Source organism: Scopulibacillus daqui, assembly GCF_016908855.1.
Lineage (GTDB): Bacteria > Bacillota > Bacilli > Bacillales > Sporolactobacillaceae > Scopulibacillus_A > Scopulibacillus_A daqui.
Genome location: NZ_JAFBER010000001.1, coordinates 296,552 through 309,323, shown reverse-complemented (window position 1 = coordinate 309,323; position 12,772 = coordinate 296,552). Strand labels below are relative to the sequence as shown.

Below are 12,772 nucleotides of genomic sequence, written 5' to 3'. Positions count from 1 at the left end.
ATAAAATCAAAGTATCTCCATGTGCTTTTTTTACATAATTTTAGTATGCCACAAACAATTGACGGGGGGATAAAACATGTCTTTTAATGCGCTTATTCATATGCATGGTGATTCATGGGCAATACTTGTGATTTTGTTTTTGCTGAGCGTCATCTTCAAGAAACAGAAAATAACGCTATGGCTGCAACGTTTGTTCTATATTGTTATGATCGTATCAGGCGTGGCAATGCTTGCAAAATTCGGCTGGCCGGGTCTTTTCATTATGAAAGGCATCTTGGCATTGATATTAATCGGATTAATGGAAATGATCGTTGTCCGTACAAAAAAACAAAAACCAGCGGCCGTTTTCTGGATTTTATTTATCATTATTTTAATTATCATTTTGCTCATCGGCTATCAGGTCATTGGCTAAATCAAAGATTGAGAGCTCGCTGCGATTGGCGCACCGGGCTCTTCTTTATTAAAAAGGGATTTTAGAGCATTGTTTTCTTCTGGTTCATCATCTGTATAAAACTTATAGATTTTTACGTCAATCTGCATTTATGCCCAGGGCCCAACCATTCTGCGATTTCTTTTATCATTTGTTCATAATTCATGCACCGCCCGCCGAAGCCTCTAACAAACCTCTCAGCAAGATCGGAAGCGCCGAATGTTAAAATTTGCGGGCAGCAGCATCCCACTTGAAGATCAGGCTCCAATACATAGGACGCCGAAAAAACACTGATCGTTGTATTTAAAAGAAAATCGTAGCAAATACCTTGTGTGACGGCGCCGCCCGCCTGGATTAACCGAAGCAGCCCGCAATGTGCGCAGCAAGCCACTTCTATTTCCCCATCATGTTTGATTAACCGGACACTCAGCCGTTCATCAATGTCCTTGTTGCAATATACACAGCGGTCATGAACAGTTCTTTCCCCTTCCTTTCCATGAGATGAAAGCGATATGCCGCCGAATGTCTTAACAACGATACCTTCATTAATAAGTGTTTGGACGTCACGGTGAATGGTCATTTCTGAAACATTTAACCTTTTGCTGAGTTCAGATATTTTCAAATTCTTTTCTTCGCTAATCCACTTTTTTATCAGTTTTTGCCTCTCAATAGGCAGCATATCCTTCACTCCTTTAATATGTATCTCTATTTATCTAAAAAAGCCTCAGTTTTTACAAAGAAGTGTCATAGCATCTTCACACTTTTCCATTCAGCGCTCGTTAAAGTCATTTAAAATAAAGTTATAGATTGTTATATTTTGTTTGATTATAACATATTGGCTTAACTTATTAGGAGGTGAAATAATGATGCTCTCAAACCGCGCCTTCCATAAACAAGTTTGGGTAAAACTGCTTGCTTGTTTTTTTGTTTTAGCTTTCTTTTTCTTGCCAAGCTTTCATGCGGACGCACATGCGAGCCTTGTCCAAGCCTCGCCTGACGCCAACAGCCAGTTATCGAAAGCGCCTGCGGAAATTAAGTTAACCTTTAATGAAAGGCTGGAAAAAGAACTATACTGGATTAAATTAATCGATCAAAAAGGCCGGGAAATCACTCAAACAAAAACACGCATGTCCAAGGACCAAAGGACACTGTCGTTAAAGGTGCCAAAACTTAAAAAAGGTACATATACCGTCAGCTATCATATTGTGTCTGCAGACGGCCATCCGGTAGAATCATCTTACCTTTTTTCGGTCGGCAACAGTGATTTAGACCAAACCGGGGCTGCCGCCGGCGCTGATCAAGAGCAGCATGTATCTATAGGCAATGCTTTGCTGCGCGCCTTTTATTACTTTCTATTACTTTCTTTAACCGGATGGATCTTCTGGCGGTTAATGATGAGAAAACACGGGTTTCCAAACCGTGAGACAGAGTCGTTTTGGTTCAAATATATCCAAGGGTTCTTTGCGCTTTCGGCTGTCTGTTTAGGATTTGTCCAATTATTCAGCGCCGTTGACTCTTTTAATTTATCATCAATAGGACATGCATTATTTAGCACAACCTTCGGCATTTCAGTGCTGATGCTGTTTTTCTTAGCCGTTTCTGCAATTTGCCTTCGCCGGCTGCCATGGTTTGATGCCTTATGGGTCATCGCGGCTGTTGTTTTTGAAGGATTTAACGGTCATGCACTGTCCCTAAAGCCGGTTGCCGTCAATGTTATTTTAGATATCATTCATCTTTTCGCGGCCAGCCTTTGGACAGGCGGTTTGTTATTGATCATCACCCATTGGCGCAAGGAACAGCTTAAGGACTTCGTACCGGTCTTTTCCAAAGCAGCATTTGTCAGTCTCATTGTCCTTGTCATCAGCGGTCTTTGGACAACGATAAACTTTTTGCCGTCCTTAACAGATTTGTTTGTGACAGCTTGGGGGATTTTGCTTCTTATTAAAACAGGTTGTGTCATTCTTGTTTTTGTTGTCGGAGCTGTTCTCAGAAACCGGTTGAAAAAGCAAGATGCCAAAGGATTTAGGCACTGGTTTAAATACGATTTCACGCTCATGGTCATTATTGTCATTATTGTTGGCGCACTGACCTATTCTAGTCCGCTTCCGAAAAATGAGCCATTCAAGCTTCATTCAAACAAGAACGGCCTGAATATGACAGCCATGATCACACCAAAGAATCCAGGTGTTAACAATACTTTTACGGTTAAAGTAAAGACAAAGCATGACCTCCAATATGTTCAATTGTATCTTAAACATGCTGGAAAGACCGACATTCCGAAAGTTAAGGTGCCGCTTAAAGGAAAGAAAACAAACGGCATTTATACTTATCAGGGGCAAGGTTCTTACTTGTCCGTTCCGGGCCAATGGACTGTCGAAATCAGAATCATGAATGAAAATGATGATGAGACAGTTTGGGATAAACAAATGAAAGTTTATCAAGTCAATCAATAGGAGGGATTATGTTGAAAAAACTATTATCCATACTAACGACGTTGTGTGCCGCAGTGTTTCTAACAGCCAACATTGCCAGCGCACATGTCACTGTATCACCTGATCAAGCGCCATCCAACAGCTATCAAAAGTTCACTTTCAGAGTGCCGACTGAAAAAAATATTCCGACTACAAAACTTAAAATCAGAGTGCCTGAGCAAGTGGACGTGAGTTTAATTGAACCTGTACCGGGCTGGAAATACAGCCTTGAAAAAAATAAAGACGGCAAAGTGACAAACATCACTTGGACAGCAGAAGGAAAAGGCTTGTCATCAACTGAATTTGGTGAATTCAGCGTTATGGGCAAAATTGCGGCAAACGCAAACAAGCTTGAGTGGAAAGCTTATCAAACATATAAAGACGGCAGCGTTGTCAAATGGATTCAAGAAGCCGGAGGAGATAATCCCGCACCGGTCACTAAAGTAGTCAAAGGCAGCGGCGAAGGAGATGATCATAACGCAGCAGCATCTGACAGCCAGGATAATCAGGCAGAGCCGAAAACTGCTGACAGCGGCTGGCCATTGTACCTCTCTATTATAGCGGTGGCAATCAGCATCATTGCCTTTATCATTACCCTGACTAAAAAGAAAAAATAATGATTAGAGCGCCAGAAGATTACCAGCTTCTGGCGCATGCTTTTATTCCGGCAACTCTGAGTCAATTTTACAGCCGGCCCCTCCCTTAAGCAAAAATAGCAGCCTAATGCTAAGGCTGCGAAAAAATCACTATGGCTCACTATTGAATGGGGCTGTCTGTCTATTTTTCTAATGCTGTGCTTACAATTTTCTCTACATGAAGATTGGTCGTATGATACAGCGGTACATTCACATCGTCTTGATGAATAAAATCTCCTTTAGTACAGCCGATCACAATGCTGTCAGCCCCATTATCAACAAGCCTTTGCATGATTTGAAGCGTATCCCGCCTTTCCCTTTCAGACACTTTGCCATGCTTTCGTTCGCTTAATATGATGTCATGAATCAAGTCGCGGTCTTCCTCATCAGGTATCACAACCTGCAGCCCGCGTTCATTTAATTTTTCAATGTAAAAGGTATCCTCCATTGTATATATTGTTCCGACCAGGCCGATTGTTCCGGCCCCTTTCTTTTCGCAAGCTTCAACAAGCGGATCAATAATATGGAGAACCGGTACTGCAATATGATGCTGAACCAAATCCGCCACTTTATGCATCGTATTTGAAGCAATAATGATTAAATCTGCACCGCCTTGTTCCAAAATTTTTGCCGCCTGGGATGTGACGCGCTCGACTTGATCCCATTTGCCCGTTTCAAGGTAATGATTGACATCTTCATAGTTCAAACTATTTATAAGGCACTTTGCAGAATGATTTTTGCCTAATTTCTGATTGACAAGCTGATTTATCCTTTCATAATAGGCAACAGTTGATTCCCAAGTTATGCCGCCAATGATACCGATTGTTTTCATATCACGTCACCTCGAAAGTTGTTTTTAATATAACAGTCTATGCTGCTATTCTCAATTTATCTCTCGGCGAATTGACAAAGATGTTAACAAATCCTTTGCCAGCCGCTTTTTATTTTGAGTTATTATGATGTTCGATGTTATTGGATGAAAACCCTTTATACCCGAGAATATTATTGCGAAAATCAGAACGGGATATCATATAAAGGGAATATTTATGCATTCCCGAAAATGAATCAAATTAAACTATGATTATCTTCATCTCGTTTTATTAGGAACTTACAATTGTTCCCCCGTTAACATGGAGAACTTGACCTGAAACATAAGCTGAATCTTCTGAAGCAAGGTAAACATATGCCGGCGCCAATTCAAACGGCTGGCCCGCCCGCTTCATCGGCGTATTATATCCAAATGTCTTGACATGTTCACTAGAGAAAGACGAAGGAATGAGCGGCGTCCAAATCGGACCGGGTGCCACAGCATTGACACGTATGCCTTTTTCAACCAAAGATAGTGCCAATGAACGCGTGAAGGACACTATCGCTCCCTTTGTCGATGAGTAATCAATTAAATGTTTTTCTCCTTCATATGCGGTTACAGATGAGGTGTTAATAATCGTATCGCCGCGGTTAAGATAAGGGAGCGAAGCTTTTGCCATATAAAAATATGAAAAGATATTCGTTTGGAATGTTGTGATCAACTGCTCAATTGAAATATCGATCAGGCTTTTTCTGGGAAATTGCACAGCGCAGTTATTGACTAAAATATTTAACCGGCCAAATGTCTCTATGGTTTCCTTGACCGCAGAATACGCCATATAAGGATCCCTTAAATCTTTTCTTAACAATAAACAGCGCCTGCCGAATGACTCAATCCGCATTTTGGTCCACTCGGCGTCCTCATCTTCACACAAATAGACGATAACAACATCGGCGCCTTCCTTAGCAAATGCAATGCTTGCGGCACGGCCTATTCCGCTGTCTCCTCCGGTTATAATGGCTACTTTATCCTTTAATTTTCCACTGCCTTTATAATGAGGATTTTCCGCTATTGGCGGCGGATCCATCACATATTCCAGCCCCGGTTGTTTGCTTTGATGCTGCGGCGGAAAAGTTATCGGAATATCAATGCACTCTTCTAATTTACCGTAATATGGATATTCAGGATACATTTGAGGCTCCTTTCCATAGGCCATTGTCTATGGTTAGGATATTCATTTTGAAGAATGATGTTCTAAGGAAATATCAGTTGCCGGTCCCGCCAAATTCTTCAGAAGTTAATGACTCCGCGTGAGTAAAGTCACATTCTTTAAGCGCCACGACCTTTGTTTTCTTAACAAATTTATAAATAAGCCATGTCATGATAAATAAAGGCAAACTAATATAAGAGACTAAAAGCCCCTGCCAGTCGACGGATGAACCAATGAAAGAGGTGTACCCCTGACCGGCAATAATCAACAAACATAGAATGAATGAAAAGATTGGACCAAATGGGTACCCCTTTGCCCGGTAAGGCAAGTTATTAAGATCCTTACCTCTGAAAGATTTCCGGAATTATTCATATTCTCCCTCGTTTTTTGAATTATCTGAAAAACAATGATCTGCTTTTCCTCAATCCTCTTCTCATGTTATGCATATCATTAAAAAAGCATGAGTGCGCCGTTTGCAGCTGAATATATTATATTTTGACAGTATTTCCGCTTGATCCTTTTAATGAAATGAGACGATAAAAGAAAATGAACTTTCTTTTGAAGGAATGATCAGAACAGTTCTTCTTCACCCCTCCTCCTTGAAAGTTTTTTTACTTTTTGGTAGAATGTGATTGAACTAATAAAACTGTTATTGTTTATTTAGTTTCAACCCAGGAGGACTGATATGAAAGATCGTATTATGCACGGATATATTGAAGAGATCAAAGATAAAGGCATGAAATTTACGATGGATGATTTGGCTGGCCGTCTTGGCATCAGCAAGCGAACCCTTTATCAACATTTTTCTTCAAAGGTTGATATCTTGGATGCTATTATTGAACAGACTTTTAATGATGTTGATGAACAAACGAAAAAAATTGTCGAAGATGACAGTTTATCCTTAATGGATAAAATCAAAGGTGTGATTACCGTTGTACCCAATCATGTTGAATTTCTCGACTTAAGAGTGCTTGATCAAATGAAAAAATATTATCCCGAGCAGTGGAGGATTGTCCATGCTGGATTAAATGATTGGGATGAACTCAGGGTACTGATCGAGCAAGGGATTCAAGAAGGCCTTATTAAGGATATGAATGTCGATCTTATCATGAAATTACTTATTGATTCTACAAACGCTACACTCGACCAAACATTTTTTCTAAAAAATAATATCTCCGTTCAAGAAGCATTGTCTTCAATTGTTGATATTTTGTTGCATGGTTTAGCTGTTGAGAATAAAAGTTAATTTTCTTTTATTCTTTTCTTTTAACATATGGAAACTACGAAAACAAAAATAGTTTTTAAAGATTTTGAGGTGACATTGTGTTTTTCAAAAAAACAATAAACCGGCAGCAGATGCTCGGTTTATGCATTGCTCTTTCCATTCTTTTTATGGATACAATGCTTTACAGCTTGATTATTCCGCTGATTCCATATTTAACGAAGACATTAAATGCTTCTTCAACAATGATTGGGTTTCTCGTCAGCAGCTATGCCATCGGTCTTTTAATCGCTACACCGCTGTTCGGCCCCTTATCTGACCGAATCGGGCGAAAAAAACCGATCCTCTTCGGCTTATCTGTTCTGATTATTTCTACGCTGCTCTTTTCGTTTGCGCATACCATGCCGTCTCTAATCATCGCCCGCTTTATCCAAGGGGTTGCCGCTGCCGCGAACGTCACTGCCTCGTTAGCGCTGATTGCTGATCTATTTCCGCAAAAATTGCGCGGGACAATGATGGGGATTGCCGTTACCGGTATATCCATCGGCTTATTATTAGGGGCGCCGATCGGCGGAGCACTGTTTGATGCCGGCGGATACATGATGCCGTTTTTAGTTATCGCAGGAATCGCTTTTTCTGTATTAGTGATTGTGCTCATCACTTTAGTTGAACCGAGTCATTATAAAGAGAAAACGACAAGCGCTATAAAGTTTTTGCGTCATCCTATGGTTCTATTTATTATCCTTGTCGTCCTCTTATCAGAAGCGGCAGTATCTTTATTAGAGCCGGTGCTTCCGGTATTTTTAACTGACCAGCTTCATCTTTCACCTTCAACAGTTGGTCTGTTATTTGGGGCTATGTCCCTGTCATATGGATTGGTTTCTCCATTATCAGGTGCTTTATCAGATAGATTTCATCCATTTATGATTATGATTATCGGTTTATTATGGTCAGCACTGACAATCCCTCTTATGATTGTTGCAAAATCGCTCTGGCAAGAAACCATTGCAATGATTCTCGTCGGCGCCGGCATAGGTTTTGCCTTGTCACCGACGCTTGGTTCTTTAGGGAAAATCGTTGACCGCGATGGAAGCTCTTCATATGGAGCTGCCTATTCCTTATTTAACATTTTTGATTCTATCGGCATGATGCTTGGACCGCTAATCGGCGGAATCCTTGCCGATTTATTACCGATTAAAACATCCATGCTGGTTGTCAGCGTCTCATTGCTTATTTTCGCAGCCTTACTGACAGGTATGCTAAAAATAAGAGAACGAGGCGTCTGAGGATGATAACTTGAAAAATTCTAGAAAGCGAGATGAAAGAATGACCCTCCGGATTTGTGAGGTTAATTCAAACAATTGGCGTGATATCGCCGCATTATCAGTTTCGAAAGATCAGTATGCATTTATTGAAGACAACAGTTATTCCTTAGCTCAATCAAAATACCATCCTGAATGGAAATCCGTCGCCATATATGACAATGAAACACCTATCGGCTATGGTATGTACGGAACTGATTTAAGAACGAACCAGGTTTGGCTTGACCGTTTCATGATAGATCAGCATTACCAAGGAAAAGGCTACGGCAAACGAGCTTTTCCGATGTTGATTGAACTGATCAAAAAAACTTACCAATGCAAACGAATCTATCTAAGCATTCATCCCGAAAATGACGCCGCCCAAAAACTTTATGAATCGTTCGGATTTAAACTTACCGGCGAAATGGATTGCGGTGAAGCGGTTATGATGCTTGATATTTCTCAATCCTTTTAATTTAAAGGCCAAGAAGCGCCCTTGAATTGTTCAAGGGCGCTTTTTTGCCGCCTGGATCATTGCATGGCATGTTATCATTTATATTAATCTCAAAATTGAAAGGGGTTTTCTATGATAATATCAATTATCATTATATTAATTCTTCTTGCTATTTTTTATTTTTTTGGAAAACCGCTAAGGTCAGATCAATATGTTTATCATTTTTTTAAAAAAAGCTGGGTGTACATTCTTCTTTTAATCATTGAAATATTGGCTACTATTCTTTTAAAATCTCTTTTTGGATCCAGTTTTATTGTAGCCATTCCTTATTGCTTATATATCTTTCAATGTCTTTTTCTTGTACTTGAAATGATTCCCGCCATTTTTTTCGATGAACATAAAAATAAACGTGCCGTTTTCCGTCTAATACTATCTTTTCTATTTGTTGTCATTCTAGGAATTGTTAGTTTAATTGCCCTTTTATCAATTACGTCTTGACAATTAGCTAACTTTTTTTTAACGCTTTGTAACACTCATGAAATTGCTCTTCTTTAATACATAGGTAGTTAGTAAACTCATATTCTTTACCCTCAATATCTTTGACAAGAATAGCAGGGCAAGGAATACCGATAATGGAAAAGCTTTTGCTTTTGAATTGAACAGTGGAGATTTCTTTTATAGGAATCGTGTTATTATTTATTGTGACATTATGATCATCAAAATAAATGGATTGGCGTATCCCTCTAAAGAAAAAAGTGATATATGTATATAACATGACAAGTATGCCGGGTACACCAATGATTAAAAATCCTTTGATCATCCACCTTTGGGTAGGATTGGAGATCGTATCGCGGAATATGAACACAAAAATACCTGCCACGGTCAAGAAAATAATAAGAAATAATCTCCAAATGTAAAGTTTTGTATCAAATTTCAAGTGCACTGCAGCCACTCCTTACAAATTATCAATGATTAAGCTATGTGTTCTTTTGTATATTCCGTTTTTACTTGCCATTAGAACGACAAGCACAACTGCCACAGTCGTTATAGGGTCAATTTAATGGCTTGTTAAGATCATTTGTTCAGGAATGATTTAAATAGAGCTAATCTTGGCATTTTATTAAAAAGACGTCCTTTTTCAAAAGACGTCTTTTTAATCGGCCATTCTTTCCTTCTCTTGTTCTGCCTCCGGTTCTAACCGCGGCAAAAAGAACGAAATGATAAATGCAATAATAGATAAAACTAAAACAAGTATAAAGATATCATGAATGGCTGATACAAGCATTTCTTTTAAAGAATGTTCGATAGCGTTTGTGAGCTTGACGGCATTTTGGGGATTAATCAGTTCATTTAGCTGACTGATACTCAGCTTTTCATTATGGGAATGATTATACGAGCTGACGCTTGAGTTAACGATCGAATTGAAATAAGTGCCCATCACCGCAACGCCGACTGTTTGCCCTACATTACGAAAGAACATATTAGAAGCCGTAGATGCCCCGCGCATTTTCCAACTGACCGAAGATTGAACACAAACCGTACAGAGAGTAATAAGCAATCCGCATCCAATACCTTCAATAGCAGTAATTAAATAAAATTGGATTTGGGAACTCGTAACCGACAGCATTGTAAACCACACTGAGCTGATAATAATAATGACCGTACCGATAATCGAAACGAACGTTGCCCCGCGTGTGATTAATAAACGGCTGCATAAGAAAGAACCAAATATCCAAGTTAGTGACATCGGGGTTAAAACAAAGCCCGAATTTGTAGCGCTGTAGCCAAGAATGCCTTGAACCCACATTGGGATATAGACATTAGCGCCCATCAAAATCGCACTCACTAACAGGGCAATGAAGTTAGCAATGATGATCACCCGTTTGCGAAGCAGTTCCAAAGGGATGATCGGATCTTCAGCCTTTCTTTCTATCAATATAAATAACCCGAGGAAAACGGCAAAAATCACATATAAGCTTATCATCCCGGGTGTCAGCCATTGTCTGTCCTCCCCCGCTTTCTGCAGGGCATATAAGAGTGAAAAAATGCTGACAGCAAATGTTGCAGCTCCCAAATAGTCGATGCTTTTCTTTTCTTTTTCCATCGTCTCTTTTAGACCTAAGCTAATCATTAACATCGTGATCAGACCAAAGGGAATATTAATAAAGAAGATCCAATGCCAAGATACTTGATCGACGAAAAAACCGCCGACAAGCGGTCCGGCTACACCGGCAATCCCCCACATCATGCTGATAAGACCGAGCATACTGGCCCGTTTCTTCGGCGGGTATATATCACCGATGATTGTTGTACTCACCGGCATAATCGCACCGGCACCGATGCCTTGAATCGCTCTAAAAAAAATCAACTGTCCCATTGATTGAGACAAGCCGCATAAAGTTGAACCTATTAAAAACAAAATGACACCGATATTAAAAATAGCTTTTCGGCCAAATAAATCCGTTAATTTGCCAAATATCGGTGTTGTTACAGCGGAAACAAGCAGATAAATAGAAAAAACCCAGTTCATGAGTTGAATGCCTTGCAAATCGCTGACAATTTTCGGCATCGCCGTGCTGACGACAGTTCCCTCAATAGCCGTTAAAAAAGTGCCGATCATCAGCCCTGCCATAACGATATTTTTGTTTGTTTTCTCCAACCCCATCCCCCTCTCATAACCATGATATTTAAGCAACAGATTAAATTCTAATCTATATCATTTCTAATATCAATAGAATAAGATCTGCAACAGTCATTTAAAGAAAAGCAAATCTTTATCGGGCGAATTTTGCGCCTATCATCATTTTATTGAATCTGTTAACCTGCCATTTTCCATACAATAAAAAGAACAGACAGCATATGTGCCTCACTGTCTGTTCCAAAATAATCGGAACTTTTATATTAATAAATTAAACAGTTTCTGATCCTTGTTAATTTCCATGTAAGAAAACCCATTTTCCTCCATTCTGCGGATTAACGGCGCATAATCTTCCTTATGTTTTAATTCAATGCCGACAAGCACCGGCCCCTTATCCCGATCATTCTTCTTTGTATATTCGAAGCGCGTAATATCGTCTTCCTCGCCGAGCACTTGGGTGATGAAACTGCGCAATGCGCCGGCGCGCTGGGGAAACTGAACAATAAAGTAGTGTTTGAGCCCTTCATGGATAAGCGAGCGTTCTTTAATCTCTTGCATGCGGTCAATGTCGTTATTTCCGCCGCTGATAATACAAACAACATTTTTCCCTTTAATCTGATCTTTATAGTAGTCAAGCGCAGCGATTGGCAATGCACCGGAAGGCTCCGCAATGATTGCATTTTCATTATACAAATCAAGAATGGCCGTACACACTTTGCCTTCAGGAACAACGATCATATCATCAAGGAGCTCGCGGCAGACATCAAAAGTCAGATTGCCGACTTTTTTTACGGCACAGCCATCGACAAATTTATCAATCTTTTCTAACTCAATAACTTTATCCCCGCCGATTGATCGTTTCATACCGGCAGCTCCCGCAGGTTCTATACCGACTACCTTAATCTCCGGACAGATGCTTTTCATGTAAGAGCCGACGCCGGAAGCCAATCCACCTCCTCCGATAGGGACAAAGACAAAGTCAATGGCATCTTCCATGTCATTGATGATTTCGACGCCGACTGTTCCTTGTCCGGTGATCGTCCGATAATGGTCAAATGGGTGGATAAATGTGCTCTGTTCTTCTTCGCATACTTTCATTGCTTCGTTAAACGAATCATCAAATGTATCTCCGGTTAAAATGACTTTGACAAACGGCTCACCAAAAAATTTAACTTGATTAACCTTTTGTCTTGGCGTTGTTGTCGGCATGAAAATTTTGCCGTAAACGCCTAGAATTTTGCAGCTGTAAGCAACGCCTTGGGCATGATTCCCGGCGCTTGCGCAAACAACACCTTTTTCTAATTCATCTTCAGAAAGGCTTTTCATTAAATTATAGGCGCCCCGTATTTTGAATGAACGAACAACCTGCAAATCTTCCCTTTTTAAATAGACATTGCAATCATACCGTTTAGATAATAATTCATTTCTTTGTAATGGTGTCTTAACGACAACATCTTTCAGTGTTTGATTCGCGATCATAATATCCTCGATGCGGATTTGGCTCAGTAATTTCGTCATGTTAAGATCCCTTTCTTATGTAGTTACTCAAAATCAGCACAAATATATTTAAGAAATATTTTAACATATTGTTTTATTTTGAAAA

Annotated in this window: 12 protein-coding genes and 1 pseudogene; 6 read left to right on the top strand and 7 right to left on the bottom strand. The window is 39.8% G+C overall.

The genetic code is table 11. The features are described from left to right. Positions 1-76: 76 nt before the first annotated feature. Positions 77-412, top strand: a complete 336-nt coding sequence (locus tag JOD45_RS01570) for a DUF1516 family protein (RefSeq protein ID WP_205002083.1) — start codon at positions 77-79, stop codon at positions 410-412. Positions 413-524: 112 nt separating this feature from the next. Here JOD45_RS01570 and JOD45_RS01565 read toward each other — a convergent pair whose 3' ends face one another. After that, positions 525-1,109, bottom strand: a complete 585-nt coding sequence (locus JOD45_RS01565; protein ID WP_205002082.1) for a DeoR family transcriptional regulator — start codon at positions 1,107-1,109, stop codon at positions 525-527. Positions 1,110-1,293: 184 nt separating this feature from the next. Between JOD45_RS01565 and JOD45_RS01560 the strand changes: the two genes are divergently transcribed. Continuing rightward, positions 1,294-2,883 (top strand): copper resistance CopC/CopD family protein, encoded by a 1,590-nt coding sequence (locus tag JOD45_RS01560; RefSeq protein WP_205002081.1) that lies wholly within the window; start codon positions 1,294-1,296, stop codon positions 2,881-2,883. 8 nt (positions 2,884-2,891) lie between these two features. Next, positions 2,892-3,518, top strand: coding sequence for a YcnI family copper-binding membrane protein (locus tag JOD45_RS01555; RefSeq protein WP_205002080.1), 627 nt, complete (start codon positions 2,892-2,894; stop codon positions 3,516-3,518). Positions 3,519-3,678: 160 nt separating this feature from the next. On the opposite strand, the gene JOD45_RS01550 is transcribed toward JOD45_RS01555, so the two are convergent. From JOD45_RS01550 to JOD45_RS01540, 3 genes and pseudogenes are all read right to left on the bottom strand, one after another. Beyond that, positions 3,679-4,368: an aspartate/glutamate racemase family protein gene (locus JOD45_RS01550; protein ID WP_205002079.1), complete on the bottom strand. Its 690-nt coding sequence runs from the start codon at positions 4,366-4,368 to the stop codon at positions 3,679-3,681. Between the two features lie 268 nt (positions 4,369-4,636). After that, a complete protein-coding gene (locus tag JOD45_RS01545) occupies positions 4,637-5,536 on the bottom strand; it encodes an SDR family oxidoreductase (protein ID WP_205002078.1) in 900 nt (299 codons plus the stop codon). Between the two features lie 73 nt (positions 5,537-5,609). Then, positions 5,610-5,918, bottom strand: a pseudogene (locus JOD45_RS01540) (hypothetical protein); the annotation flags it as partial. Positions 5,919-6,239: 321 nt separating this feature from the next. Here JOD45_RS01540 and JOD45_RS01535 point away from each other — a divergent pair. The 3 genes from JOD45_RS01535 (at position 6,240) to JOD45_RS01525 (ending at position 8,552) form a co-directional block, all read left to right on the top strand. Next, positions 6,240-6,800, top strand: coding sequence for a TetR/AcrR family transcriptional regulator (locus tag JOD45_RS01535; protein ID WP_205002076.1), 561 nt, complete (start codon positions 6,240-6,242; stop codon positions 6,798-6,800). A 77-nt stretch (positions 6,801-6,877) separates the two neighbouring features. Then, on the top strand, positions 6,878-8,062 hold the full coding sequence (locus tag JOD45_RS01530; RefSeq protein WP_338056007.1) for an MFS transporter: 1,185 nt from the start codon (positions 6,878-6,880) through the stop codon (positions 8,060-8,062). Positions 8,063-8,072: 10 nt separating this feature from the next. After that, the gene (locus JOD45_RS01525) at positions 8,073-8,552 is read left to right on the top strand and encodes a GNAT family N-acetyltransferase (protein WP_239548988.1); all 480 of its coding nucleotides are present in this window, start codon (positions 8,073-8,075) and stop codon (positions 8,550-8,552) included. A 484-nt stretch (positions 8,553-9,036) separates the two neighbouring features. Here the strand turns inward: JOD45_RS01525 and JOD45_RS01520 are convergent, their stop codons facing one another. From JOD45_RS01520 to ilvA, 3 genes are all read right to left on the bottom strand, one after another. Next, positions 9,037-9,474: a DUF5381 family protein gene (locus tag JOD45_RS01520; RefSeq protein WP_205002074.1), complete on the bottom strand. Its 438-nt coding sequence runs from the start codon at positions 9,472-9,474 to the stop codon at positions 9,037-9,039. Between the two features lie 210 nt (positions 9,475-9,684). After that, a complete protein-coding gene (locus JOD45_RS01515; RefSeq protein ID WP_205002073.1) occupies positions 9,685-11,196 on the bottom strand; it encodes an MDR family MFS transporter in 1,512 nt (503 codons plus the stop codon). A 231-nt stretch (positions 11,197-11,427) separates the two neighbouring features. Beyond that, positions 11,428-12,687 (bottom strand): threonine ammonia-lyase IlvA, encoded by a 1,260-nt coding sequence (gene ilvA, locus JOD45_RS01510; protein ID WP_205002072.1) that lies wholly within the window; start codon positions 12,685-12,687, stop codon positions 11,428-11,430. Positions 12,688-12,772: the final 85 nt, after the last annotated feature.